The sequence below is a fragment of the Bradyrhizobium sp. G127 genome (assembly GCF_021502575.1).
Taxonomy (GTDB): Bacteria; Pseudomonadota; Alphaproteobacteria; order Rhizobiales; family Xanthobacteraceae; genus Afipia.
In genome coordinates, this window is sequence record NZ_JAKFGN010000001.1 from 987,077 (window position 1) to 1,013,202 (window position 26,126).

The window sequence follows — 26,126 nt, forward strand, 5'->3', positions numbered from 1 at the left end:
GCCCTGCAACGCGGCCTTCCAGAGAGCATTGTCCCATGAAGGTCCGTAATTCGCTGAAGTCCCTGCGCGGCCGTCACCGCAACAACCGTCTGGTCCGCCGGAAGGGCCGGGTTTACGTCATCAACAAGGTTCAGCGCCGCTTCAAGGCGCGCCAGGGCTGATTGCTGGCGGCTAATTTAGCCCGCGCTGCATGATGATGTGTTCGGCCTGATCGGCCGGCGAACCGGGACAATCCCTACATCACGACCGTTTGACGCCGCATGTGTTTTGCATGCGGCGCTTTCCACGTTTAGACTTTCTGTATGGCATTGCGGTCGGCATCCACGGCAAATCGAACCGGGCTTTTTCTTAAGCTCGCGATAGGCGCCGTCGTACTCGGATCAGTGGCTGCAGCACCGGCCGCCGCGCAGGCGCCCCAGCTCACACCGCCCGGCAAGCAGAAGAAACTGCCCGAAGCGCCGGCCAAGCTGCCGCGCATCTCCGGCGACAAGACCAAGAATCTCGATTTTCTGTTCGGCGCGTTGAAAGCGGCGCCCGATCAGGAGAGCGCCAAGGCGGTGGAGGCCCGGATCTGGGCGCTGTGGACCGCGACGCCGAGTGATACGGCGGCGTTGCTGATGTCGCGAGCCAAGGTCGCGTTGGATGGCAAGGACACTGATGTCGCGCTGAAGCTGCTCGATGCCGTCATCAAGCTCCGCCCCGATTACATCGAGGCGTGGAACCGGCGTGCGACGATCTACTACCTGCAGAATGACTACAGGCGGTCGATGGAAGATATCCGGCAGGTGCTGATTCGCGAGCCGCGCCATTTCGGCGCGCTAGCTGGTCTCGGCATGATCATGCAGGAAACCGGCGACGAAAAGCATGCGCTGGACGCCTTCCGCAGGGCGCTGGCCATCAATCCGTATCTCGAACGCGTCCCCGACCTTGTGAAGTCACTGGCCGAAAAGGTCGAAGGCCGGGATATCTAACCGGACACTTCTGAGTTAAGCCGGTCCCGGATTTTTCACCGAAACTTTTCTTTCAGTGGCCCGTATTTTTTTCTGCTGTGCGGAAATTCTCCCGGATATTTTTCATGTTGGTTGTTGTTGCAGCGATCGCGCTGGCTGTCTTGGCGCTGGTCACGCAGGTCGGCGTCTATGCGCTGGACCGCGCCTATCCACCGCAGGGCAAATTCGTCAACGTGAAGGGCGCACGTCTCCACATCGTGGAACTCGGCCCGACTTACGCTCCCGGTCTGCCGATCGTCCTCGTTCATGGTGCGAGCTCAAGTCTGGAGATGATGCGCCGGCCGCTCGGCGACAGGCTGGCCAGGGATCGGCGCGTCATCCTGATCGATCGCCCCGGCCACGGATGGAGCACGCGCGACCGCCTCGAGGATTCCACACCTGCCATTCATGGCCGCATGATCGATGAGGCGCTGGGCAAACTCGGTATCGATCGCGCAATCTTCGTCGGTCACTCTTGGGCCGGATCGCTGATGCCTGCGATGACGCTGGACACGCCCGGGCGAGTCGCGGGCATCGTTATGCTGTCACCGGTGGCGTATCCGTGGCCGGGCGGAGTCGGAACCTTCAACAAGCTCGCAACCGTTCCGGTGATTGGTCCGCTGCTCGCCTATACCATCATGTTGCCGCTCGGCATGTTGCTGGTCGACAGCGGCACACGTTATGTATTTGCCCCACAGACGATGCCGGACGGCTATGTCGATGCCGCCGCGGTGCGCACGCTGCTGCGTCCGCGTGTATTCCTCAACAATGCGTGGGATCTCACCACGCTGAAGGCGGAAATGGTGAAGCAAGCGCCGGAATATCCGTCGATCGAAGTCCCTGTGACCATCGTGACAGGTGACGCCGACAAAACCGTCTCGACAAACATTCATTCACGCCCATTCGCGGCGGCGGTCCCGCAGACCAAACTTGTGGTGCTGCCGGACGGCGGTCACATGCCACAGGTCTATGCGGCCGATGTGGTCGTGTCCGAGATTGAGGCGATGGTGGCAAAGGTGCAGGCGATGTCATCCGTGGCAAAGGGGACCGCCGATTGATCGGGCGATCATCGCCGGTCTCTTCTCTTCAGAGGGCAAGCGTGATCGCTCTTGAGGCGCGCCTGCTCCCTAAGCAGGCGTTGAACCCGATTGATCGATGCAAAAGTGCAAGCGATTTCGGCGATGATCGCGGCGACTCAGATTGATCTTGATGACGCCGGCTGATAGGTCGGCGCCTCTCCGGCTGACCTATGCCGGATTCCTCATATTTTTTGATCGGGAGATGTTCATGAAGGCATCGTCTTTAAGCTTTTTTGCCGCGGTCATTGCAGTGCTCGTCGGGATGTCATGGGGCATCGCGATGGCGATTTCGCAGGATCACTCCGCCATGCCCGCCCATGCTCACCTCAACCTGCTGGGCTGGGTATCCCTGTTTCTGTTTGGCATTTTCTATCGTCTCCATCCGTCGCTGGAAGTCACGCGCACGGCGCTGATGCAGGTGTGCATCTGGATCATCGGCACCGTTTCCCTCACCATCGGCGTCGCCATGCTTCATGCCGGCAACAAGGGCGGCGAACCGTTCGCCGGCATCGGATCGTTTGTGTTGCTGGGGGATATGCTGCTGTTCGGCTGGCTGGTTGTGCGATACGAGCGTCGCGATATTATGCGCGATGTGGCGATCATGGTACCGGCCGAATAGCGGGATCGCTTCGCGCGCGGGTGGGTCATTGTTACTGACCTTCCTGCAATGACAAAAGGCCGGTCGGACTCGTTCGCACGTGAGTCGCAGGGAAGATTTTTCTTTCATCCACAGTCGCTGACTATCACACTACTGCCATCGACCGGTGGTGAAGTTCAGTCGTTGCACGCGTCCTTTTCTTGCTCCAGCGAACGAAGGTCGGACAATGACAACCACATCAGGCAGTGACAACGGTTTCAACAAGGCGGCGGGAACCATTCCGTTTCCGGATCTCGCTCGGGTGAGCGAGCTGAACGGGACCGTGTTCTCCGAAACCGCGAAGTTCAACGCGCAGGTCAGCACCACCTTGCAGAATATCGGCAAGGAATGGTCCGAGTTCGTCGGCACGCGGCTGCGCGAGGATATCCAGCTGTTCCGGACGATTCATGATTGCCGCTCGTTGCAGGATCTCCAGCAGGCTTATGCCCAGTTCTGGCAGAATGCCTTCACGCAGTATGGCGACGAAGCCCAGCGGATGCTGCGGATTGCGCAGGGCGCGGCGGAAAACGCCACGCTTACGGCGCGGGACATTCAAGAGACGATGACGGCCGCCGACAAGGCTGCCTGATCGTTGTTTTGAAGTTCCGGCCGTTTGTCAGATGTCGGCGTCTCGGTTCGGGCCGACATAGGCGATGCGGACCATATTGGTGGTGCCCGGCGTTCCGAGCGGAACGCCGGCGACGATGATTACCCGCTGGCCGGCCTTGGCGAAACCGTCGCGGAACGCGATGCGGCCTGCACGGTCGATCATGTCGTCCTGATCGTGGGCGTCTTCGGCGATCACACAATGCACGCCCCACACCACCGACAATTTGCGGCCGGTGTTAACGCTCGGCGTGATCGCGACCACCGGAGGCTTCGGCCGCTCGCGGGCAACGCGCAATGCGGTCGAACCTGAACTGGTCCAGCAGATGATGGCGGACAGATCGAGGGTTTCGGCGATCTGGCGCGCGGCGTCGGCGATGGCGTCGCCTGCGGTGGGCTCCGGGTCTGGACGCTGTGCACCGATCACGCCGCGATAGGTCGGGTCGCGTTCGACCTCCTCGCCGATGCGGTTCATGGTCAGCACCGCCTCGACGGGGAATTTGCCGGCCGCGGATTCCGCCGACAGCATGATGGCGTCGGCGCCCTCGAACACGGCGGTCGCGACGTCGGAGACTTCCGCGCGGGTCGGAACCGGGGAGGTGATCATCGACTCCAGCATCTGGGTCGCAATGACGACCGGCTTGCCCGCACGCCGCGCCATGCGCGTCATCTGCTTCTGCAGTCCCGGCACGCGTTCGGCCGGAAGTTCGACGCCGAGGTCGCCGCGCGCGACCATCAGCGCGTCCGATGCTTCCATGATTTCGGCGAGGCGATCGATTGCCTGCGGTTTCTCGATCTTCGACATGATCGACGCGCGGCCGCGCACCAGTTTCTTGGCCTCGATGACGTCGTCGGCGCGCTGCACGAATGACAGCGCGACCCAGTCGATACCCGTCTCGAGCGCGGCTTCCAGATCGGCGCGGTCTTTCTGCGTCATTGCCGAGACCGGCAAGTCGGTATCGGGAAGACTGACTCCCTTGCGGTCGGACATGCGTCCGCCGGTGACCACGCGTACAAGCGCGTGATCGGGTGTGGTTTCTTCCGCAATCAGCCGCAGCTTGCCGTCGTCGATCAGCAGCGCGTGACCGGGGCGCAGGGCCTTGAGAATTTCCGGATGGGGAAGGTGGACGCGGGTCTTGTCTCCGGGCGCCGGATCGCTGTCCAGCGTGAACATCGCGCCGTTGCTGAGTTCGACCGCGCCTTCCGCGAAATTTCCAAGCCGCAGTTTCGGTCCCTGCAGATCGACCAGAATGCCGATCGGGCGGCCATAGCTGCTTTCCACGTTGCGGATGGTCGAGACCAGTTCGCGCATCTTGTCATGCGGCGTGTGGCTCATGTTGATGCGGAACACATCGGCGCCCGCTTCGAACAGCTTGCGGATGGTCGCGCTGTCCGACGAAGCGGGTCCCAGCGTGGCGAGAATTTTGATACGGCGCAGACGTCTCATTTCGGATTTCCCGGAGCGGAGCCGGGAATTGCGCCTGGTTGTGCGGCTCCCGGCGCATTCGGCATGCCGGGCAATCCTGGCGTGCGTGGATTCTGTTCGTTGGATTCGGTCAACTGGACGGTCCAGGCGCGCTGCTCGCCGGTATCGACTTCGAAATAACCGGTGCGGTCGAAGCCGCGCGCCAGACAGTCGTCGGTCCCCTTGATGGTGAATTCCTTGTCGCGCGAACACATGAAGGCCTGCCCCGACCATTCACCGCCGCGGTCATAGTCGATGGCATAGATATAATAGTATCGTGCGACAAGCGTGCCACGCAGCAGGGTTTCGCAGGCGCGGGACGAGACGTTCCACCAGCCCTCCGTGACCCAGCCTTCATTGTCCTTGTAACCCAGCGCGATGCCGACCCGGCTCGACGTATTGTTGCAGAGACGGAAATCCGCTGCGGCCGGATCGCTCCATGCGCACAGCGCCATCAGCGCGACAAGCCCTGAGAGGGCGGCGGTGATGGTGCGACGGGACATTGCGGTGCGGAAATTTCGGGCTGTCATCTATCGGGCTGTATCAAGCGGGAAGGTTGTCGCGTAACACATTGAATATGATGGGCAAAAGTGAAAAACCCGTGTCCATCGGATCGGGTCGTGCGCAGTATAGAGGCGCTTGATGGTTTCGCCAAACCTCACAGAGGCGTTAATAGCCCGGTCGCCGGGATCGCGGCGTCGCGGGCCGGCTTTTTTCACGATATGGAAAACGATGCGGCGTGATCCCATGTTAGAGGCCACAGCCTATCAAATGGAAAAGTGACCATGGCCATCGACGACAAGACCCGGACGGAATTGGAAGCGGCGGTCTTTCGCCGCCTGGTCGCGCATTTGCGCGAACGGACCGACGTGCAGAACATCGATCTGATGAATCTCGCCGGCTTCTGCCGCAATTGCCTGTCGAACTGGCTGAAGGACGCGGCCGACGAGAAGAGCGTGGCGCTCACCAAGGACGACAGCCGCGAGGCGGTCTATGGCATGCCTTATGAGACCTGGAAGGCGACATATCAGAGTGAGGCGACGCCGGACCAGCAGGCGGCGTTCAAGAAAAGCAACACGGGCCACTGACAGGTTCCTCCGCGAGGCGCGCAGCGCCGCCCGCGAAGCGGTTCGCCGTTGTCTTCCGGCTACCAAAGGCAAGATAAATCCGCGCTTTCTCCGCGAGATGTCTTTCTTCTGTGGGTCACTGTGGATGACCCCTGCCGCTGCCTTGACGCAGCAGGCAGCACTCTTGAGTGTGCCTCGCAAATGACGTGCCGCGCACGCCCCTTCAAGCCCCATACCGAGTTCAGGAGTATCTCCGATGGCTATGCCTGCCGAGAAAGACAACGACGACACCGCGCACTCATTCGCGAAGGGGCAGCTCAAGGCCATCATCGAGCGTATCGAGAAGCTCGAGGAAGAGAAGAAAGCCATCAGCGACGACATCAAGGACGTCTACGGCGAAGCCAAGGGCAACGGTTTCGACGTCAAGGCGCTGCGCACGATCATCCGCATGCGCAAGCAGGACGCTGACGAGCGCCAGGAACAGGAAACCATCCTGGAAACCTACATGCAGGCGCTCGGGATGCTCTGAGTTGCGGCGGCGGTAAAACGCCTCGCGCCCTCCACAACGTGGTTCCTGCGCGGGGACGACAACTGTGGGGTTGCGACAGAGTGGGTCACCTCTCGTTCCCGATTCAATTTTCAAACAGCCACGTTCATTCACGCACGCGCAATTGCTCTCGCGCATCGCGCGAGGTGAGCTTGTAGTTTCCCCCTCACATGCGCGCGCGGGGCCTGCCTCGTTCGCGCCCCTTAAAAAGGGAGGGGCATGGAGCGCCGCGAGGCGCACCTTGTCTTGTCTCGCTTCCGGCATCCGCTTGCGAGGCGGTATTTCTCCGGAAGCGCATCGCCTTGCGGCGCTCCATTCGCGGCGATTTGTGTCCGGGGGACCGTGCTTCCGGGACAGGACGAGCGCGTATCGCGCCTCCGATCCGGCAGGCTTTCGCCCGCCTTCATCCTGTCCGCGTCCAGCCATCGAAGGCAGAGCCACGTAGTTGGCCCGGACGGTGATCCCCGGCCTCCCGGACGTGTGGGTGCGAATCCACATCGCGCAGGCGCCGCATCCTGCTCCGCCTTCAAGACGCCTCTAGAAAGCGCCCCTCACGAGCAGGACGGGTCGAACTTAAGAGAGGTTTGAAGGGCGGGGATTGGTATCCCCATCACGAAATGTTTCGGTGCTCGCTCGATATTATTGCCGTCATTCCGGGGCGCGAGCGCCTTCGCGAGCGAGCCCGGAATCCACCACCGCGGACCAAGCCTTAACAAGAGGACTGGATTCCGGGCCTGCGCGTGCAGAACGCGCATCCCGGAATGACAGGTTCAAGCATCCGGGCCCGCGTCTAGGAAGACGCGTCCCGGAATGACGAGTGCTCAAACCTGCATCGCGGGTGTCCCGGGCGCGATGCAGCGCGCCGCGCTGTCTCGCAGAACCGGGACCGTCACGGATCGGAATGCGTCCTGGCCCCGGCTCGGCCGCGCACGACTGGCGCGATGCGCTGCGCCCAAGGCACGGTTCGTGGGAAGGCCGTCAGCGCAGCGAGGCGGTGCGCATCGCGAACGGCGTCGTCGTCAGCGTCGTGATCGCCGAGCCGGTGAATTTCTCGCAGACGATGCCCATCTGCGGATCTTCGGAGAACGTCATCGCCACCGCAGCATTCGGCTTGGCGAAATGAACGCGCATCACCGTCATGTCCTGATCGCCGAGGATCGAAGCCGACAGCGACGTGCTGGCGCTCGGCGCGAGAATCATCGCGCGCATCCAGATGCTGTGGCTCTGGTCGGTTGTCTTGGTGCGAACCACGGCGGCCGTCGCGCCCTTCCGGGTCTTGGCGATCGCGGCTTCGGCCGTGTTGACGTCCCCGCCGGACATCGGAGCGAGCGAGGCGATGCGCGAACCGCGCGGGATCGGCGCGCTGGCAGCGACGATCTGGGCGCGTTCGAGCGGAGCGGGCGATGGCGCGTAGGCGAGCGCCTGGGAGACGTTCTGCGGCAGGCTGGCCGTGGATTGCGGATCGGCGGCGGAGACGGCGCCGCGGGCCTTGAGGGCGGCGATCTGGGCCTGCGTGGAGGGTTTCGGGGCGGGCTCGCTATCCCAGAAGCCGCGCGCGTTGATGATGTCGACCGGCGATTGCGGGGTATATTCGTCGGTGGGTATCGGCTTGAGCGCCGGCTGCGGCTTGGCGAGCGCAACCGTCCGGGAATCCGCCGAGGCGACCTGATAGCTCGCGGCGCCGGGAGGCTTGGCGCGCGGCAACGGCACGCGTTCAAGGACCTTCTCTGCGGCTGCGACCGTCGCCTGCGCGGCGTCCCTGGCCTTATCGGCCGCAGCGATGGCCACCTGCTTGACCTTGCCGCCGGCGGCGACGCTGTCGTTGCCGGCCTCTTCCTCGTCATCCGCCGACTTGCGGCCGAACAGCGAGGCCAGGAAGGTCTTCGACTTCGACGGGGCCGCGACGTCCTCGCCATTGCCGCGGCGCTGGATATCGGCCAGCGCCAGCTCGTAGCCCTTCAGCGGCTTGCCGTCGGACGGTACGTGCACGGTGCGTCCGTCGGGGAACACGCGCGCAAGCTGATCGTGGGTCATGCGTGGCCAGTGGCGGATGCTGCCGACGTCGAGATGCACAAACGGCGATCCGGAGGTGGGGTAGAAACCGACGCCGCCGCGCTGCAGGCGCAGTCCGGCGAAGCGAATCTGTTCGAGCGGCACGCCGGGGATGAAGAAATCCATCGCGTGGCCCTGCATGTGCTGGCTGTGGCGCGCCACGCCCGAGGAGCGGCGGCGAAGCATGGCGTTGGTGGCGGGCGAGCGATAGGCGGAGATGATCTTGATCGGCTGTTTGCCGTCGACGTCGCGGTAGACTTCCCAGACGATGTCGAACAGCCGGCGGTCCATCGTGGTCTGGTCCTGGCTGCGCCAGTCGCGGAGGAAATAATTGAGTTTCTTCAGCGCCGCCTCGTCGTAGCGGCCGTTGCGCTTGAAGGTGACGGTGAGGTCTTCGTCGGAATGGGTGTGGTGGAAGGTGAGGGTGCGGGTGTCGCCATCGGCGGTGGCGTTATGGACGGAGCGGGCATTGGTCACGATCAGAAGCAACGAGGCGAGACCGACGCGCACACCGGTGCGCGAAAGCCATTCAAGCCCAGTGCTGCGTGGAAAGCCGCCCGCCACTCAGAATCCCGCTCGACGCAGTTCGACTTGCGTCTGTTGGTTTTGATGATCCCCCGCTACCCCACGCAACGGGAGAGGATGAACGTTGTCTAAAGGCTGAGAGTTAATCGAGATTTACCCGCTCTAAGCTCTTTAGGTAATGTCCTCTTAATCAAGCTTCCCAAGTCTTCGATCGCCAACTGGAACTCACCGGCCCGGTCACAGGCCTGTGAACCGCCAGTATGCCCCCCGGAGTATGGCAAAAAAGGGCCGGTAGGCCGATCCGGGACGGAATGGTTTACGAATGCTTTCGGGGCGATGGTTAATGAAAAAGCCCCGCAGAGCGGGGCCTTTCAAGCTGCGAGCCGGGGAAAACCGGTGTTCCCGGGTGTTCAGGCCGTCAACGAGCCTCAGCGAATGACCCGGCGCTGCCCGCGAACCGCCGCTGGCGGCGGTGTCGGGGCGCCGAACAGCCGTTCGAAGAAGCTCGGGCCGTTGCTGGCGTAGCTGTCGCCCGGAATGTTGACGTTGGTCGGACGCACGTAGTTCGGCTGGGCATGGGACACCACGGTCTCCATGTCCTTGCCCTCGCTGCCCTTGAGCATCGCGATGATCCTGGCGTCGCGGCCATAGATGTCCTTGCGGAACTCCAGCTTGCCGGCATCGTCAACGAATGCGGTCTGATAGGTGATGTTGACCGGGATCGGCGTCGGGAAGTTGATGTTGAGTTCGCTGCGGCCGTACAGGCTTTTGATCTTCTCCGGCGTGTAGCCTTCCTTCGGCAGCGCGATGCTGAGCAGGTTCGCGGCGTACTGATCCGGATTCTGCACGCGCATGCAGCCGTGGCTGAAGGCCCGCTCTTCCTTGGCGAACAGATGCTTGTCCGGCGTGTCGTGCTGATAGACCAGGAACTTGTTCGGGAAGTTGAATCGGATGCGGCCAAGCGCATTGGCTTCGCCCGGCGGCTGCGAGATGCGCACGCTGCCGTCAGCGGCGCGCGCCAGCTTCAGGCCCATGCGGTCGAGCACGGTCGGGTCCTGCTGCAGGGCCGGCAGATATTCGTTGTAGATGATGGACGGCGGCACGTTCCACGTTGGGTTGACGGTGATGAACTTCATCGTCTCCGTCAGTTCCGGCGTTGCGTGCTTGCCAGGCTTGCCGACCACGACGCGCGTGGTCCAGGCCTGCTTGCCGTTGTGCATCAGCTTGAGCGTGTAGTCCGGAATGTTCAGGATCACGTAGGCATCGCCGAGCGCCTTCGCGCCCAGTTCGCGCGGCAGCCAGCGCCAGCGTTCCATGTTGGCGCGCACGATGTCGATCTGACGGTCGCTCTTGGGGCCGTTCAGCGCACGCACGGTGGCGTTGTCCAGAATGCCGGTCGCCTTGAGATCGTTGTTCGCCTGGAACTTGCGCACCGCGTCGGCGACCTTGGCATCGTAATGCGTGTCGTCGGCGTGCTCGGTGATGTTGAGCTTGGCGCGCAGCGCGGGCACGCGCGGATCTTCCGCGACGGCCGGGTTCGGGTTCTTCTTGGTCGGCTTGACGAACTTCAGCGCGTCGCCTTCGGCGATCTGCTTGGAGGTGTCTTCGGTCACGCCGCGCAATGCCGCGAGCTTGGCCTTCAGCGCCTGATAGCCCTTGTGCGGCGGGTTGTAGCTGTCGAGCGCCGCGGACGCATCCTTGGCGGTCGAGATATTGACGAGGACCTCGACGGGATCGACCGGATGCTCGGGATAGGAAATATCCGCGCTCACCCGTGACCAGTGCATGCGGCCGCTCTGGGCGTGGCGCGCGTAGTCGAGCAGGCTTTCCGTCAGGCGCAATTCGGCCTCGGCCTGCGCATCCGGCCCGGCCGAAGCGGAGAAGTCGGGGATCGGATAGTCGGTGGGGTTGAGACCTTCGCTGCCCGCATCCTTCAGGCGCGCGATCACGCTCTTGGCGCGCGCCGTCACGGCGCCCGCGTCGCTCCAGAGCGGCGCGTAGTTGCGGTCCTTGTAGAAATTCTCGACGGCGGTGCGTTCGTTCTTGCGGTCGAAATAGCGCGCGCCCTTGGTGGCGATCAGATCGCGCAGCTTGTCGGCGACCGGCTGATCGGCGGCTGCGACGGCAGGAGCGGCTTTCGCGGGTTCGGTTTTCGGAGGCTCGGCAGCAGCGGCAGCCGGCGGAGTTGTTGCAGCCGGCGCGGTTGCAGTCGCGGCCGGAGGAACGGTTGCGGTGGTAGCCGGTGCGGCGGCTTCGTCTTTTTTCGCAGGTGCAGGCGTGACGGCAGCGGCGGTGTCAGGCTTCGCCGCATCGGGCTTGAAGTCGTTGACGGTCGGCGGCGGCACGTTGGCGGGTTCGGGAAGCGGGATGGCGGCATCAATGGCCAGATCCGCGGGGCTCTTCGCCGTGCTCTGGGCGATGGCGGACGTCGCAGCGAGAGAGAGGAAAGTGGCCGTCACGGCCATCAGGACCCGGTCGAAGCCTGTTGGGCCCTTGCGGTGGCCGGTCGAAAAGTCGCGCATTCTCGCACCCCCTTGGGTGAAACTGCCCCGGCATGGAACAGCTCATGATGGTATCCGCCAGAACCTGAAGCAAAACCGCCGGCTCGATCGGAGTCTGCTACGCAATCCCGCACTAAAATACGGCGAGACGGTACACGCGCCGGCCTGAAGCGGCCAGACGCCGCCGGATCAACTCGAAGTCATTGCAAAAGAAATGACTTCAAATCAGCATTTCTTGCAACGGTTTGCGCGCATTGCCGCGCGCTTTTCCTATGTCTGTCACCGGGCCGCAACGGTTCAACAAGAGAAGCGAAAAAGCCGCGTGTTCGTTCCATGCAGAAGTGATTCGATTTTAGCGCGCCGGGTCGGATGGTTCAGCACCGGCGGCTTCATCCAGTTTGCGATAGAGGGTCGAGCGGCCGATCTTCAATCGCCGCGCCACCTCGGACATCTGGCCGCGGTAGTGGGCGATGGCGAAGCGGATGGTTTCCGCCTCCATGTCCTCAAGCGGCCGGACCTCGCCGTCCTCGCCGAGCATCGCAAGAGTGCCGTAGGCGGACGCAACTCTGGCCGGGGCGGCGACGGGCGCGATAGGTATTTCAATACCTGAAACCATTCTGGCCTGAGGCACCGGGTTTTCGAGCATCACCGGCTCGACCCCCACCGGATCCGAATCCGGCAGGACTGCTCCCGTCTGCGGAAAATCCTGCGGCCCGAGCTGGCCGCCGTCGCTCATCACCACGGCGCGATAGACCGCGTTCTCAAGCTGGCGGACATTTCCCGGCCAGTTCATCTGACTGAGCATCGCCATGGCTTCGCCGCTGACCGACGTGGCGGGCCGGTTTTCCTCGGCGGCGATGCGCGCCATGAAATGCCGCACCAGATGCGGAATGTCCTCGCGGCGGGCGCGGAGCGGCGGAATCGTCAGCGGCAGCACATGCAGGCGGTAAAACAAATCCTCGCGGAATGCGCCGGCCTTTACCTGGTTCAGCAGATTGCGGTTGGTCGCGGATACGATCCGCACGTCGACCTTGACCGGTTTGCGGCCGCCGACGGCTTCGACCTCGCCCTGTTGCAGGGCGCGCAGCAGTTTCACCTGCGCGGCCAGCGGCAACTCGCTGATCTCGTCGAGAAACAGCGTGCCGCCATTGGCTTCGACGAATTTACCGGCATGGCGTTCGGTGGCGCCGGTGAACGCGCCCTTCTCGTGGCCGAACAGCAGCGACTCCACGAGGTTGTCGGGAATCGCGCCGCAATTGACGGTGATGAACGGCTTGGCGCTGCGCTCGCTGGAACCGTGGATGGCGCGGGCGATCAGCTCCTTGCCGACGCCGGATTCGCCTTCGATCAGCACCGGGATGGCGGATGCTGCGGCCTTCCTGCCCATGGCGATGACATGATTCATCGCCTCGGAGCGGGTGACGATGTCGGCGAAGGTGAGCTTGCCCTCGCGGCGGTGGCGGATGCGCTGGAGTTCGCCTTTCAGCGCGCTGGCGTTGAGGGCGTTGCGCAGCGAAACCTGCAGGCGTTCGATGCCGACCGGCTTCACCACGAAATCCTGCGCTCCGGCGCGCATCGCGGACACCACATTGTCGATGCCGCCGTGGGCGGTCTGCACGATCACCGGCAGATCGAGGCCGAGGTCGCGGATTTTTTCCAGCACGCCCATGCCGTCGAGGCCGGGCATGACGAGATCGAGCACCAAGGCGTCGACGGGTTTCGTATCGGGATCGATCAGGTGGGCGAGGGCGGCGTCGCCGCTGTCGACCGTCACGGCCTCGTAACCGCAGCGCTGCACCATGTTCTCGACCAGACGGCGCTGAACGGCGTCGTCATCGGCAATCAGAATGGTCGCAACCATGGCATTCCCCGCAACTCTGGACTATCTCAACAACATGTCTCGAATCGGGGCACTCTCGCCGAAGCCGATTAACGACCTCTTAAGGGTTGAGATCAGGTTCGCGTTCTGTGGATAATGCCGCGTCAATCACGCCGGTCCGAAACGTCATTACAGGTTGAAAAGCATGGCCTCGCGTTCATCTTCCGCTCTCCGCAAATCCGCAAAGTCCAAACCTGCCGCGAAGGCAAAATCCGCCCGCAAGCCGGCGTCAGGTGCTGTCGGCAAATTGCCCGAGTGGAATCTCGCCGATCTTTATCCGGCGATCGATGCGCCGGAAGTGGCCCGCGATCTCGACAAGCTCGATGCCGACTGCGCGGCATTCGAGACGGCCTACAAGGGCAAAATCGCGGAACAGGTGGCGATGCCCCATGGCGGCGAGTGGCTGGCCGAGGCGATCAGGAGCTATGAAGCGATCGATGATCTCGCTGGGCGGCTGGCATCGTTTGCGGGTCTCGCCCATGCCGGCAACACCGTCGACGCTGCAATCTCGAAATTCTACGGCGACGTCTCCGAGCGCATCACCGCGGCATCGACTCACTTGCTGTTCTTCGCGCTCGAACTCAACCGCGTCGATGACGGTGCGATCGAGCGCGCAATGGAAGCGCCGGCGCTCAATTATTATCGGCCGTGGCTCGAGGATCTGCGCAAGGACAAGCCTTACCAGCTCGAGGATCGCGTCGAGCAACTGTTCCACGAGAAATCCGTCAGCGGCTACGCCGCCTGGAACAGGCAGTTCGACCAGACCATCTCGGCCCTGCGTTTCAAGGTCGGCGGCAAGGAGCTTGCCATCGAACCGACGCTGACGCTGTTGCAGGATCGCGCGCCGGAAAAGCGCAAGGCAGCGGCGCAGGCGCTGGCAAAAACCTTCAAGGCCAACGAGCGCACCTTCGCGCTGATCACCAACACGCTGGCCAAGGACAAGGAAATCTCCGACCGCTGGCGCGGCTTTCAGGACATCGCGGACTCACGGCATCTCGCGAACCGGGTCGAGCGCGAAGTGGTCGACGCGCTGGTGGCGTCGGTGCGCGCGGCCTATCCGCGGCTGTCTCACAGATATTACAAGATGAAGGCGCGCTGGTTCAAAAAGAAGACGCTCGCCTACTGGGACCGCAATGCGCCGTTGCCCTTTGCCGCGACCGGCCAGATTCCCTGGAGCGACGCCAAAAGCACCATCCTGAAAGCCTATGGCGAGTTCTCGCCGCAGATGGCGAGCATCGCGGAGCGCTTCTTCACCGACCGCTGGATCGATGCGCCGGTGCGTCCCGGCAAGGCGCCGGGCGCGTTCTCGCATCCGACCACGCCGTCGGCGCATCCCTATGTGCTGATGAATTATCAGGGCAAGCCGCGCGACGTGATGACGCTGGCTCACGAACTCGGTCACGGCGTGCATCAGGTGCTGGCTGCGAAAAACGGAGCGCTGATGGCGCCGACGCCGCTGACGCTGGCGGAAACCGCCAGCGTGTTCGGCGAGATGCTGACCTTCAAGCGGCTGCTGGCCCAGACCAAAAACGCGAAACAGCGTCAGGCGCTGCTGGCGGGCAAGGTCGAGGACATGATCAACACCGTGGTGCGGCAGATCGCGTTCTATTCCTTCGAGCGCGCGATCCACACCGAACGCCGCAACGGTGAACTCACCGCCGAGCGGATCGGCGAAATCTGGCTCAGCGTGCAGAGCGAGAGTCTCGGGCCGGCGATCGAGATCAAGCCGGGTTACGAGACCTACTGGATGTACATCCCGCACTTCATTCATTCGCCGTTCTATGTCTACGCCTATGCGTTCGGCGACTGCCTCGTGAACTCGCTCTACGCGGTCTACGAGAATGCCTCGGACGGGTTTGCGGAACGCTACCTCGCCATGCTCTCGGCCGGCGGCACCAAGCACTATTCCGAATTGCTCCAGCCGTTCGGGTTGGACGCCAAGGACCCCAAATTCTGGGACGGCGGCCTGTCGGTGATCGAGAACCTGATCGCCGAACTCGAGGCGATGGGGTAGCGGACAACGGGGGCAGGGTTGAAAGCCCGGGATTTAAGCAGCCGCTCCGTTCCGCATCGTGAAAATCCCGTCGGCAAAGCGTTGCATGGCTTCCATGAGAACGGTTTAATCCGTGGTCAGAAAAGCGGCGGGCGTTGCCCTTGCACCGCATTTGGGCTAATTCGCGCTACCTTGTGAACGGTACTTGAGCCGGATTTTGGAGGGGACGATGGCTGAGCATAATGAAGTCGCTTACACCACGGCGGATGGCATGGACTATCCGGCGCATGAGCAGACCTACGAAGGCTTCTTGCTGCTGACAAAGTGGGGCACGATTTCGGTCGTGGTCATCCTCGCCTTGATGGCGTTTTTTCTTCTCTGATCGAATTTGGTTGTTCACCGGCAGAATTGCCGGTGGTTAAGTCATGCGCGGCCGAACGGCTGCGGGAGGCGTCATGAAAATTGCGATTGCCAAGGAAGTCGATGCGGCGGAGCCGCGCGTTGCGGCGACCCCCGACACAGTGAAAAAGTTCAAGGCGCTGGGCATCGATGTCGCCATCGAGCCGGGCGCCGGCATCAAGTCCGGTCTGCTGGATGCGGATTATGAAGCCGCGGGCGCTGTCGTCAGTGCCGATGCGGTGAAGGATGCCGACATCGTCATCAAGGTGAAGCGTCCGGAAGCCTCTGAACTCGGCGCGTATAAAAAGGGCGCGCTGGTCATCGCGATCATGGACCCCTATGGCAACGACGCCGCGCTGAAGGTGATGGCCGATGCCGGCGTGTCGGCCTTCGCCATGGAACTGATGCCGCGCATCACCCGCGCGCAGGTGATGGACGTGCTGTCGTCGCAGGCCAACCTCGCGGGCTATCGCGCGGTGATCGAATCCGCTGAAGCCTTCGGCCGCGCCTTTCCGATGATGATGACGGCGGCCGGCACCGTACCCGCTGCGAAGGTCTTCGTGATGGGCGTCGGCGTTGCCGGATTGCAGGCGATTGCCACCGCGCGCCGCCTCGGCGCTGTGGTGACCGCGACCGACGTGCGCCCCGCCACCAAGGAGCAGGTCGAAAGTCTCGGCGCCAAGTTCCTCGCCGTCGAGGACGAGGAATTTAAGAACGCGCAGACCGCCGGCGGCTACGCCAAGGAAATGTCGAAAGAGTATCAGGCCAAGCAGGCCGCGCTCACGGCAGAACACATCAAGAAGCAGGACATCGTCATCACTACAGCGCTGATCCCCGGCCGCCCCGCGCCGAAGCTCGTCACCGCCGAGATGGTGAAGTCGATGAAGCCCGGCTCCGTGCTGGTCGATCTTGCGGTCGAGCGCGGCGGCAACGTCGAGGGCGCGAAGGCCAATGAAGTGGCGGACGTGGGCGGCGTGAAGATCGTCGGCTACACCAACCTTGCCGGCAAGGTCGCAGCATCGGCCTCGAGCCTCTATGCCCGCAACCTCCTGTCATTCATCGAGACGCTTTACGACAAGGCCGCCAAGTCGCTCGCCGTGAAGTGGGACGACGAACTGGTGAAGGCGACCGCGCTGACCAAGGACGGCGCCGTGATCCATCCGAATTTTCAGCCGAAAGCATAAGGAGAGCCGACATGCATGGAATTGAGGCTGTCGACCCGTTTGTGTTCCGGTTGTCGATTTTCGTTCTCGCGGTTTTCGTCGGCTATTTCGTTGTGTGGTCGGTGACCCCCGCGCTGCATACGCCGCTGATGTCTGTCACCAACGCCATTTCGTCGGTCATCGTGGTCGGCGCGCTGTTGGCGACCGGGGTTGCGCTGGTCGGTGACGACAACGGCCCGATCTGGGCGCGCGGTTTCGGTTTTGTCGCGCTCATCTTTGCGTGCATCAATATTTTTGGCGGTTTCCTTGTCACCCAGCGCATGCTGGCGATGTACAAGAAGAAGCAGAAGTGACGGGGCAGGGCACATGAACGCGAATCTCGCAGCGCTTCTCTACCTGGTCGCTGGCGTCCTTTTCATTCTCTCGCTGCGCGGTCTGTCGAGCCCGGCGTCATCCCGCCAGGGCAACTTCTTCGGCATGATCGGCATGGCCATCGCCATCGCCACCACACTGGCGGCGCATCCGCCGACCAGCCCGACCGGCTGGATCCTTGTGATCCTCGGCATCGCCATCGGCGGCGGCATCGGCGCTGTGATCGCCCGCCGCGTGCCGATGACCTCGATGCCGGAACTGGTCGCGGCCTTCCACTCGCTGGTCGGCATGGCCGCAGTGCTGGTGGCGGCCGGTGCCTTCTACGCGCCCGCCGCCTTCGACATCGGTGCGCGCGGCAGCATCCACGCCTCAAGCCTGATCGAAATGTCGCTCGGCGTCGCCATCGGCGCGCTGACCTTCACCGGCTCGGTGATCGCGTTCCTGAAGCTCTCCGGCCGCATGAGCGGCGCGCCGATCATTCTGCCGGCACGCCACATCATCAATATCGTGTTGGCGCTGGCGCTGGTGTTCTTCATCTACGGCCTTGTGGTCTCCCAGAGTTCGTTCGACTTCTGGATGATCACCATCATCGCGCTGGTGCTGGGTGCCCTGCTGATTATCCCGATCGGCGGCGCGGACATGCCGGTCGTGATCTCGATGCTGAACTCCTACTCCGGCTGGGCGGCGGCGGGCATCGGCTTCACGCTGGGCAATTCGGCGCTGATCATCACCGGCGCGTTGGTCGGCTCGTCGGGCGCGATCCTGTCCTACATCATGTGCCATGCGATGAACCGCTCCTTCATCTCGGTCATCCTCGGCGGTTTCGGCGGCGACAGCGGTGGTCCTGCCGCGGCAGGCACCGGCGAAGTCAAACCGGTCAAGCTGGGATCTGCGGACGATGCGGCCTTTATCATGAAGAACGCGCAGAAGGTCATCATCGTGCCGGGCTACGGCATGGCGGTGGCGCAGGCACAACACGCCTTGAGAGAGATGGCGGACACGCTGAAGAAGGAAGGCGTCGAGGTGAAGTACGCGATTCATCCGGTCGCGGGCCGCATGCCCGGCCATATGAACGTGCTGCTGGCCGAAGCCAACGTGCCCTACGACGAGGTGTTCGAACTCGAGGACATCAACTCGGAATTCGCGCAGGCCGACGTCGCCTTCGTGATCGGCGCCAATGACGTGACCAATCCGGCGGCGGAAGAAGATCCGAAGTCGCCGATCTACGGCATGCCGGTGCTGCAGGTCTGGAAGGCGGGCACCGTGATGTTCATCAAGCGTTCGCTGGCCTCGGGCTATGCCGGCGTCGACAACCCGCTGTTCTATCGTGACAACACGATGATGCTGCTGGGCGACGCCAAGAAGATGACGGAAAACATCGTCAAGGCGATGTAGCCTCGCGGACCCGTTCCGCCTACTGTGCGCGCATGAGCGCACATGTACATGTTCCACGGTCAGCATGGGTCTTTCCCTTGCTGGCCGTTTTGCTTTTCGCGGCAACCTCAATTCCGGGTATCGGCTTCAGCCATTCCGCCGGCGGTTATATCTTCGCAGTTGTTCTGCTGGTCGTCCTGTTCGGGACCGTGTTTGCGGCCGTTCACCACGCCGAGGTGATCGCGCACCGGATCGGAGAGCCCTACGGCACGCTGGTTCTGACGCTCTCGGTGACGATCATCGAGGTCGCGATGATCGCCAGCATCATGCTGGGCGAGAAGGCCGTGCCGACGCTCGCGCGCGATACGGTGTTCGCGGTGGTGATGATCGTCTGCAATGGCCTGATCGGCTGGGCTATCCTGGCCGGCGGCGTGCGCTTCCGGGAGCAGGAGTTTCAGATCACCGGCGTGAAGGTCTATCTCTGTGTTCTGATCGTGATCTCGACAATCACGCTGGTGCTTCCGAACTATACGCTGACCACGCCCGGGCCCTTTTTCGCGTCAAGCCAGCTCATCTTCATCGGCATCACGACGCTGCTGCTGTACTGCGTGTTCGTCTACACCCAGACCGTGCTGCATCGCGACTATTTCATTGTGGAAAGCGACGATGAGGGTGCCGATCATGCGGTGGCGTCCAGTGGCGTCATGATCATCAGCACGTTGCTGTTGCTGGTTTCGCTGGTCGCCGTGGTCCTGCTGGCCAAGAAATTCTCGCTCGTGGTGGATGCGGGTGCGGCCGCCATCGGCGCGCCGCCGGCCTTTGCAGGCGTTGTGGTCGCGCTGCTGATCCTGATGCCGGAAAGCGTGGCGGCGCTGGCCGCTGCGCGCAAGAACGACCTGCAGAAGAGTATCAACCTCGCGCTCGGCTCCTCGCTCGCGACCATCGGCCTGACCGTGCCCGTCGTCGCCGTCGCAGCCTTTGTGCTCAAGGAGAAGCTCGTTCTCGGGCTCGATCCCCGCGACATGGTGCTGCTGGCGATGACGCTGCTGGTCAGCATGATGACCTTCGCCACAGGCCGGACCAATGTCCTGTTCGGCCTCGTGCATCTGGTGATCTTCGCGGTCTATATTTTCTTTGTGCTGGTGCCTTAATTCTATTGATACGCCGCGACAATATCGGTGATGGCGCGCTCGAGCTGCTTGGCGGTGGAGCACTGGCGCACGGCGCTGCAAAAGGTGGCATAGCGCGGCATCTCGGAATCGCCCCAGCCCCACGCCATGCGGCCTTCGGGATTGAGCCAGACCAGCCGCTTGGAGCGCTCCGAGATACGGCGCAGGATGTCGGCGCGCGGATCGAGATTGTTGGTCCGTGCGTCGCCGAGCACGATTACGGTGGTCTGCGGCGTCACCGCGCTCAGCGCAAGCTTCTCGAAATCGGCGAGGGATTTGCCGTAGTCGGACGAGCCGAAGCCGACCTTGGCCATGATCTCTTTCATGGCTTCGTTGGCGTCCTTCCCGTCGAGAATGTCGCTGACTTCGATGAGATGACTGGAGAATGCGAAGGAGCGCACGTCCGAGACCACCTCGTGCAGGCTGTAGATCAGCAGCAGGAAGAAGTCCGAGACCCGCGCGACCGATCCGCTGACGTCGCAGATCGCGATGATCCGCGGCTTGTCGCGGTGGCGGCGCTTCCAGGTGGTGAGAAACGGCACGCCGCCCCACGCGGCGTTGCGCCGGATCGTGCGGCGCACGTCGAGATGGCCTCGGCGCTGGCGCTTGCGCGGCTTGCTATAACGCTCGCGCAGCCGCCGGGCGATCTGTCGGATCAGCGCGCGCATCTGTTCGATCTGCCGATGGTCGAGTTGCGACATCGGCGCGTTGCGCAGCACTTCGTTGCGCAGGTTCTCGCTTTCTTCGCGGCCATAAAGCAGCAGCGCCTGCGAGACCGTGTCGCGGACGGTGTCGCGCAAAGCCTCGGTGGCGGCCGCGAGCCGTTCGGCCAGCGCCGGATTGGTCGCGGTCAACGTATCCAGATCGTCTCGCAGTTGGGCGATGCCGAGCTGTTCGAGCAACCGGCTCGAATAGATGCCGCGCTGGGTGAAAAACCGGATCTCGGAAAGCTGCGCGGCCTCCGCGGCATTGGCGATCGCGGCGGCGAGGGCATTGCGGTCCTGTGACATGAGCATCTGGGCGAGGGGGCCGAGGCCGGATGGCGCACCGGCCGCGCCGTCGCCGGAGGGCGGCTGGGCATCGCCGTTGTCTTCAGGCTGTGTTTCCGGCTCCTGGGGCTGATTGTCCTGCGTCGCGGGAGCCTGGATTTCAGGCTGCTGGAAGAACAGATCGAAACACTCGGCAAGCGATCGTTTGTCGTCCTCCGATTTGGCCAGCGTCAGGAGGAAGGTGTCGCGCAGCACGTCCCGGTCGGCAAAGCCGATATCGGCGACCGCTCGCATGGCGTCGATGCTTTCGGAGGGCGAAATCCGCACCCCGGCCCCGCGGGCCGCCCGAAAGAATCGATGCAGATTTTCTCGCATCAATTATCCGAACACATTCTCGCGGCGGGTCTTGCCGATGAAGGTGGTGACTTGCGGCATCGTGGTCTCGATGTCGGCTTCGTATTTCAGCAGGACGTTGAGCGTGTCCTTGACCATCTGCTGATCCAGCTCGCTGGCTTGCAACAGCACGAGCACGCGCGCCCAGTCGATCGCCTCGGAGACCGACGGCAGTTTCTTCAGGTCGAGCGTGCGCACGTCATTGATGAAGCTGACGACCTGCCGCCGCAGCGATTGCGAAATGCCCGGCACGCGGCTCTCGACGATGCGCTCCTCCAGCTTCTGTTCGGGGAAGCCGATGTGCAGATGCAGGCAGCGCCGCTTCAGCGCGTCGCCGAGATCGCGCTCGCTGTTGGAGGTCAGGATCACCGTCGGCGGCGCAATCGCCGAGATGGTGCCGAGTTCGGGCAGCGTGACCTGAAAGTCGGACAGGATTTCCAGCAAAAGCGATTCGAATTCGGCGTCCGACTTGTCGATCTCGTCGATCAGCAGCACGCAGCCCTTCGGCTGTTCGAGCGCTTGCAGCAGCGGCCGCGGCTCGACGAATTCCTTGGAGAAAAACACGTCGCCGAAATCATGCAGCTTGTTGAGCGCCGCCGGAAGCGTCTCTGCGTCGCCGAGCACTTCGCCGAGCTTGTCCTTCAGGATCTGGGTGTAGAGCAGCTGCTTGGCGTACTTCCACTCGTACAGCGCTTTGGCTTCGTCGAGGCCTTCGTAGCATTGCAGGCGGATCAGCTTGAGACCGCGCCATGCCGCGATCGCCTTGGCGAGTTCGGTCTTGCCGACGCCGGCCGGCCCTTCCACCAGGATGGGCTTTTCGATCCGCTCCGCCAGATAGACCGCGGTCGCGATCTGGCGATTGGCGATGTAGCCCGCCGACGCCAGGCCTTGTTCGACCGCGTCAATGGAAGCTGTCGGCTGATGTTCGGTCACGATCGTAAACTCCAAAAGGCTTGGCTGGCCGGCCAGAGAATGCCGCCGGTTCCGGAGCGGCACAGACGCCGGCAAACCGGTATCTTGCTACGATGCTCTGAGGCATTCGTCCATATCGCGCCCGCTATGCGTCCGCGCCAGCCTCCGCCTGCGGACCCGCTGTGCGAAATAAGGCAGGGCCGCGTCCGTCTGCGCAAATAATGAACGTGCCGTTGCCTTGCGCATGCTGTGGCCGGCGGGTATTTTGCGCCAGGGAGGCCGTTGGACAGACGGTCGTTGAAATTTTCATATGCTGACACGACTGACCAGAGCGACACGATTGAAGGCCGCGCGCATGCTCATCGCGCTGTATGCCTTTTGCGTTGTTTTCCCGGTCGCGGGTTTTGCTTTCAGCAACACCGCCGCCGTGCCGCATTGTCTGACCGGCGCGGTGCAGGCCGAGCCCGTTGTGCATCGGCATGGCGAAGGTCAGGGCCACGCTCACCACGGCGATGCTCATCAGGGTCATGATCACGGCTCCGTGGCCGTCGCCGACGACAGCGGCCTGAACGACCACGGCGGCATGACTCACTCCGGCGGCAAGTCGACCGTGCCGGCCTGTTGCGGCGTGATGTGCGTCAGCGCGCTTCCCGCCAGCCTGTTCGAACTCGCGCCGCGGACAATGCATCACCTGTCGGTGATTGCATTCTCCGATGCCGGCATTCCCGGCGAGGCGCCTGATCGCCTTTACCGCCCGCCCATCGTCCTCCTGTCGCTGTGATCGCCGGCGTCGCGGCCGAGTAGCTGCGCGCCTCCGAAACCGTTCGACATTCGAGGATATGATGCTCGCGCAAAATCCGGCGAGGCGTGCTGCCGTAGGTTCGACGGTGGCGGTACGCGTGCCACGACGATTCAAAACGCCATTCCTGCTCACGGCCATGCTGGCCCTCGCAGGCTGCGCCGCACAGCCTTCGGCTTCGCCAGCGCCCGATCCGTCCGATCCGGGCGCGCGGACGCCGCGCGCCGACTATCGCTCCGCGATCGGCAATTATACACGCCAGCGGCCGGTGGCGCCCTCGGCGTGGCAGAAGCAGAACGAGCAGGTGACCCCCGCTCCGAAATCCAGCGAGTAGGCGCGATGCCAATTCCGGATTTCAGGACCTTCATTCCTTTTGGGCCGACGGCCCAGAGTCATGCCCGTCGTCTCGGGCGATGGATGGCCGCGGCAAGTGCCGTCCTGCTATCGGGCTGCGCGTCGTTCTCGCCGGACGGCGGGATGGGCGTTGTCACGGCCACGGTCTCGCAGGACCTCGGCAAGGAGGCGGTCGCGCTGCGCACGCCGGAGGACACCGTGTTCGCCCGCGCTGCGACGGTGCGCCTGCTGTCCAGACCATTGTCGGCGGATGCAGCGGTCCAGATCGCGCTTCTCAATAATCGCGGACTGCAGGCCGCCTACAACGAACTCGCCATCGCGGAGGCACGGGCGGTGGAGGGAAGCCTGCCGCCGAATCCGTCGCTTTCGCTGACGCGGATTGCAGGCTCCGTGGAAATCGAGGTCGAGCGCAAGATCATCGCCAATGTGCTGGCGCTGGCGACCCTGCCGGTTCGCTCGGAAATCGCCGCCGCGCGCTTCCGGCAGGCGCAGATCGTGGCTTTGAGTGAAACGCTGCGCATCGCAGCGGACACGCGGCGCGCTTACTACCGCGCCGTCGCCGCACGCGAACTGGCCGGCTTTCTGGCGCAGGCCCAGACCGGCGCCGAGACCGCGGCCAAGCTCGCTACTCGCTTGGGCGAGAGCGGCGGGATGAACAAACTGGATCAGGCGCGGGAGCAGGTATTCTACGCGGACATCACGGCGCAACTCGCCACAACGCGGCAGCGCGCCGACAGCGAGCGGGAAGCGCTGATCCGCGCCATGGGCCTGTGGGGTGATGACCTTGGATTCAAGACGGCTGGCGCATTGCCGCCGCTGCCCTCGCGGCCGCAGTCGCTGCCCGGCATCGAGGCGGAAGCGGTTCGGCGTCATGTTGATTTGCAGATCGGACGGATCGAACTCGATGCACTTGCGAAGGCTTACGGGCTGACGCAGGCGACGCGCTTTATCAACATCCTTGATGCGGGATTTGCCGCGAAGGACATTAAAGACAAGGCGACGGGAGAGAAAATCCGTGAGCGGGGCTTCGATGTCGAACTGCAGATTCCGATTTTCGATTTCGGTGAGGTGCGCGTCAGGGAAGCCGAGGCCACCTACATGCAGGCGGTCAACCGCCTGACGGAGCGGGCGGTCAATGTCCGCTCCGAGGCGCGCGACGCCTATCGCAGCTATCGGTCGGCTTACGACATCGCGGCGCACTACCAGCGCGAGGTGTTGCCGCTGCGCAAGATCATCTCCGACGAAACGCTGCTTCGCTACAACGGCATGCTGATCGACGTGTTCGCGCTGCTGGCGGAGGCGCGCCAGCGCATCGCCGCCACCACGGCGGCAATCGAAGCGAAACGTGATTTCTGGCTGGCCGCCACCGATCTCAATACGGCGGTGATGGGCGGCGGCGTCGCGGGCCGGGGCAACACCGCACGATCGCTGTCCGGCATATCCGCCGATCAACCTCAGCATTGAATGGAGAACGAGCGATGATCTCTCGCAGAGCAATTCTCGGGTCGGCCGCGGTGCTGGCGGGCGCGGGTGTCGTCAGCGGACGGGTGCAGGCCGCAAGCATTCCTGAAGCGGCGACTTCGAAAGTCACCACGATGCAGCCGCCGCTGTTTCCCGCCAGCGGTCCCGACTACCAGCCCGTGGTGACGCTGAACGGCTGGACACTGCCGTGGCGCATGAATGGCGACTGGAAGGAATTCCATCTCGTCGCCGAACCGGTGCAACGCGAATTCGCGCCGGGCATGGTCGTCAATCTGTGGGGTTACAACGGCCAGTCGCCGGGCCCCACCATCGAAGCCGTGGAAGGCGACAAGGTCCGCATCTTCGTCACCAACAAGTTGCCCGAGCACACCACCGTGCACTGGCACGGCATGATCCTGCCGAACGGCATGGACGGGGTCGGCGGCCTGACCCAGCCGCATATCAAGCCGGGCAAGACCTTCGTCTACGAGTTCGTGCTGAAGCGGAGCGGGACGTTCATGTACCACCCGCATTCCGACGAGATGGTTCAGGTCGCGATGGGCATGATGGGTTCTTTCGTCGTGCATCCGCGCGACCGCAAGGTCATGCCGGTCGACCGCGATTTTGTTTTTCTGGTCAGCGCCTTTGCCGTCGAGCCCGGCTCGTACCTTCCAAAGGTGTCGGAGATGACCGACTTCAACATGTGGGCCTGGAACAGCCGGGTGTTTCCCGGCATCGACACCATGCCGGTGCGGCTCGGCGATCGCGTGCGGGTGCGGATGGGCAATCTCACCATGACCAATCATCCGCTGCATCTTCACGGTCACGTCTTCTCCGTCACGGGCACCGAAGGCGGCTGGATTCCGGAAAGCGCGCGCTGGCCGGAAGTCACGGTCGATCTGCCCGTCGGCGGCATGCGCGCCGTTGAGTTCGTCGCGGATGCACCGGGCGACTGGGCGTTCCATTGCCACAAGAGCCATCACACCATGAACGCCATGGGCCACAACGTCCGCAACTTTGTCGGGACGAAAAAAAGCGACCTGGTGAAATCCGTCCGCAAGCTGGTGCCGGACTACATGCCGATGGGCACTGCCGGCATGGCGGATATGGGCGAAATGGAAATGCCGCTGCCGGACAACACGCTGCCGATGATGACCGGCTTCGGTCCGTTCGGCCCGCTGGAAATGGGCGGCATGTTCACGACCGTGAAAGTTCGCGAAGGATTGGCGGCCAACGACTACGCCGATCCGCCCGCCTATCAGCATCCCGCCGGAACGGTGGCCTACGAGGTCGCGAGCGCCACCGCTCCTTCGCCGGCGAAATCGGCGTCGCCGCCACCCGCGCAGTCTGCAACCGGCATGAAAGTCATCAAACCTTCCATGAACCACAAAGGGCACTGAG

At 63.2% G+C, this 26,126-nt stretch carries 24 protein-coding genes; 17 read left to right on the forward strand and 7 right to left on the reverse strand.

From position 1 onward, the window contains the following. The first annotated feature begins 35 nt into the window (after positions 1 to 35). From ykgO to LVY71_RS04790, 5 genes are all read left to right on the forward strand, one after another. Complete coding sequence (ykgO, locus tag LVY71_RS04770; RefSeq protein ID WP_002718645.1) at positions 36 to 161, forward strand: type B 50S ribosomal protein L36; 126 nt, start codon at positions 36 to 38, stop codon at positions 159 to 161. Between the two features lie 141 nt (positions 162 to 302). Beyond that, entirely contained in the window at positions 303 to 971 is a 669-nt protein-coding gene (locus LVY71_RS04775) for a tetratricopeptide repeat protein (RefSeq protein WP_235098590.1), read from the forward strand. A 104-nt stretch (positions 972 to 1,075) separates the two neighbouring features. After that, on the forward strand, positions 1,076 to 2,047 hold the full coding sequence (locus LVY71_RS04780; protein ID WP_235098592.1) for an alpha/beta fold hydrolase: 972 nt from the start codon (positions 1,076 to 1,078) through the stop codon (positions 2,045 to 2,047). Positions 2,048 to 2,276: 229 nt separating this feature from the next. Further along, positions 2,277 to 2,687, forward strand: coding sequence for a hypothetical protein (locus tag LVY71_RS04785; protein ID WP_235098594.1), 411 nt, complete (start codon positions 2,277 to 2,279; stop codon positions 2,685 to 2,687). Positions 2,688 to 2,892: 205 nt separating this feature from the next. Further along, positions 2,893 to 3,294 (forward strand): phasin family protein, encoded by a 402-nt coding sequence (locus tag LVY71_RS04790; protein ID WP_235098597.1) that lies wholly within the window; start codon positions 2,893 to 2,895, stop codon positions 3,292 to 3,294. Positions 3,295 to 3,321: 27 nt separating this feature from the next. Here the strand turns inward: LVY71_RS04790 and pyk are convergent, their stop codons facing one another. Both pyk and LVY71_RS04800 read right to left on the reverse strand, forming a co-directional pair. After that, the gene (gene pyk, locus LVY71_RS04795; RefSeq protein ID WP_235098598.1) at positions 3,322 to 4,758 is read right to left on the reverse strand and encodes a pyruvate kinase; all 1,437 of its coding nucleotides are present in this window, start codon (positions 4,756 to 4,758) and stop codon (positions 3,322 to 3,324) included. After that, on the reverse strand, positions 4,755 to 5,279 hold the full coding sequence (locus tag LVY71_RS04800; RefSeq protein ID WP_235098600.1) for a DUF1036 domain-containing protein: 525 nt from the start codon (positions 5,277 to 5,279) through the stop codon (positions 4,755 to 4,757). The genes pyk and LVY71_RS04800 overlap by 4 nt, the downstream gene beginning before the upstream one ends. Before the next feature lie 282 nt (positions 5,280 to 5,561). On the opposite strand from LVY71_RS04800, the gene LVY71_RS04805 reads away from it, so the two are divergent. Together LVY71_RS04805 and LVY71_RS04810 are read left to right on the forward strand one after the other, a co-directional pair. Continuing rightward, positions 5,562 to 5,864 carry a DUF1244 domain-containing protein gene (locus LVY71_RS04805; protein ID WP_235098601.1) on the forward strand — a complete coding sequence of 101 codons (303 nt, stop codon included), beginning with the start codon at positions 5,562 to 5,564 and terminating at the stop codon, positions 5,862 to 5,864. Positions 5,865 to 6,099: 235 nt separating this feature from the next. Then, positions 6,100 to 6,372, forward strand: coding sequence for a DUF2312 domain-containing protein (locus LVY71_RS04810; protein ID WP_024574284.1), 273 nt, complete (start codon positions 6,100 to 6,102; stop codon positions 6,370 to 6,372). Positions 6,373 to 7,368: 996 nt separating this feature from the next. Here the strand turns inward: LVY71_RS04810 and LVY71_RS04815 are convergent. The 3 genes from LVY71_RS04815 to LVY71_RS04825 form a co-directional block, all read right to left on the reverse strand. Continuing rightward, entirely contained in the window at positions 7,369 to 9,006 is a 1,638-nt protein-coding gene (locus LVY71_RS04815) for a peptidoglycan L,D-endopeptidase MepK (protein ID WP_235098603.1), read from the reverse strand. 389 nt (positions 9,007 to 9,395) lie between these two features. Beyond that, the gene (locus LVY71_RS04820; protein ID WP_235098605.1) at positions 9,396 to 11,489 is read right to left on the reverse strand and encodes a L,D-transpeptidase family protein; all 2,094 of its coding nucleotides are present in this window, start codon (positions 11,487 to 11,489) and stop codon (positions 9,396 to 9,398) included. A gap of 331 nt (positions 11,490 to 11,820) precedes the next feature. Beyond that, positions 11,821 to 13,329: a sigma-54-dependent transcriptional regulator gene (locus LVY71_RS04825; protein WP_235098607.1), complete on the reverse strand. Its 1,509-nt coding sequence runs from the start codon at positions 13,327 to 13,329 to the stop codon at positions 11,821 to 11,823. Between the two features lie 163 nt (positions 13,330 to 13,492). On the opposite strand from LVY71_RS04825, the gene LVY71_RS04830 reads away from it, so the two are divergent. From LVY71_RS04830 to LVY71_RS04855, 6 genes are all read left to right on the forward strand, one after another. After that, entirely contained in the window at positions 13,493 to 15,361 is a 1,869-nt protein-coding gene (locus LVY71_RS04830) for a M3 family oligoendopeptidase (protein WP_235098609.1), read from the forward strand. Positions 15,362 to 15,569: 208 nt separating this feature from the next. Further along, on the forward strand, positions 15,570 to 15,722 hold the full coding sequence (locus LVY71_RS04835; protein ID WP_235098611.1) for an aa3-type cytochrome c oxidase subunit IV: 153 nt from the start codon (positions 15,570 to 15,572) through the stop codon (positions 15,720 to 15,722). 73 nt (positions 15,723 to 15,795) lie between these two features. Next, positions 15,796 to 16,923 (forward strand): Re/Si-specific NAD(P)(+) transhydrogenase subunit alpha, encoded by a 1,128-nt coding sequence (locus LVY71_RS04840; protein WP_235098613.1) that lies wholly within the window; start codon positions 15,796 to 15,798, stop codon positions 16,921 to 16,923. A gap of 11 nt (positions 16,924 to 16,934) precedes the next feature. Next, positions 16,935 to 17,255, forward strand: a complete 321-nt coding sequence (locus LVY71_RS04845) for a proton-translocating transhydrogenase family protein (RefSeq protein ID WP_235098615.1) — start codon at positions 16,935 to 16,937, stop codon at positions 17,253 to 17,255. 13 nt (positions 17,256 to 17,268) lie between these two features. Next, positions 17,269 to 18,669: an NAD(P)(+) transhydrogenase (Re/Si-specific) subunit beta gene (locus LVY71_RS04850; RefSeq protein ID WP_235098617.1), complete on the forward strand. Its 1,401-nt coding sequence runs from the start codon at positions 17,269 to 17,271 to the stop codon at positions 18,667 to 18,669. 32 nt (positions 18,670 to 18,701) lie between these two features. Further along, complete coding sequence (locus LVY71_RS04855; protein WP_235098619.1) at positions 18,702 to 19,799, forward strand: calcium:cation antiporter; 1,098 nt, start codon at positions 18,702 to 18,704, stop codon at positions 19,797 to 19,799. A gap of 2 nt (positions 19,800 to 19,801) precedes the next feature. Here LVY71_RS04855 and LVY71_RS04860 read toward each other — a convergent pair whose 3' ends face one another. Continuing rightward, the gene (locus LVY71_RS04860) at positions 19,802 to 21,181 is read right to left on the reverse strand and encodes a vWA domain-containing protein (RefSeq protein WP_235098621.1); all 1,380 of its coding nucleotides are present in this window, start codon (positions 21,179 to 21,181) and stop codon (positions 19,802 to 19,804) included. Between the two features lie 3 nt (positions 21,182 to 21,184). Continuing rightward, positions 21,185 to 22,132 carry an AAA family ATPase gene (locus tag LVY71_RS04865; RefSeq protein WP_235098623.1) on the reverse strand — a complete coding sequence of 316 codons (948 nt, stop codon included), beginning with the start codon at positions 22,130 to 22,132 and terminating at the stop codon, positions 21,185 to 21,187. Positions 22,133 to 22,421: 289 nt separating this feature from the next. On the opposite strand from LVY71_RS04865, the gene LVY71_RS04870 reads away from it, so the two are divergent. The 4 genes from LVY71_RS04870 (at position 22,422) to LVY71_RS04885 (ending at position 26,125) form a co-directional block, all read left to right on the forward strand. Continuing rightward, entirely contained in the window at positions 22,422 to 22,892 is a 471-nt protein-coding gene (locus LVY71_RS04870; protein WP_235098625.1) for a hypothetical protein, read from the forward strand. 118 nt (positions 22,893 to 23,010) lie between these two features. Next, positions 23,011 to 23,244, forward strand: a complete 234-nt coding sequence (locus LVY71_RS04875) for a hypothetical protein (protein ID WP_235098627.1) — start codon at positions 23,011 to 23,013, stop codon at positions 23,242 to 23,244. A gap of 83 nt (positions 23,245 to 23,327) precedes the next feature. Next, a complete protein-coding gene (locus tag LVY71_RS04880; protein ID WP_235098629.1) occupies positions 23,328 to 24,728 on the forward strand; it encodes a TolC family protein in 1,401 nt (466 codons plus the stop codon). 14 nt (positions 24,729 to 24,742) lie between these two features. Further along, a complete protein-coding gene (locus tag LVY71_RS04885) occupies positions 24,743 to 26,125 on the forward strand; it encodes a multicopper oxidase family protein (RefSeq protein WP_235098631.1) in 1,383 nt (460 codons plus the stop codon). Position 26,126: the final 1 nt, after the last annotated feature.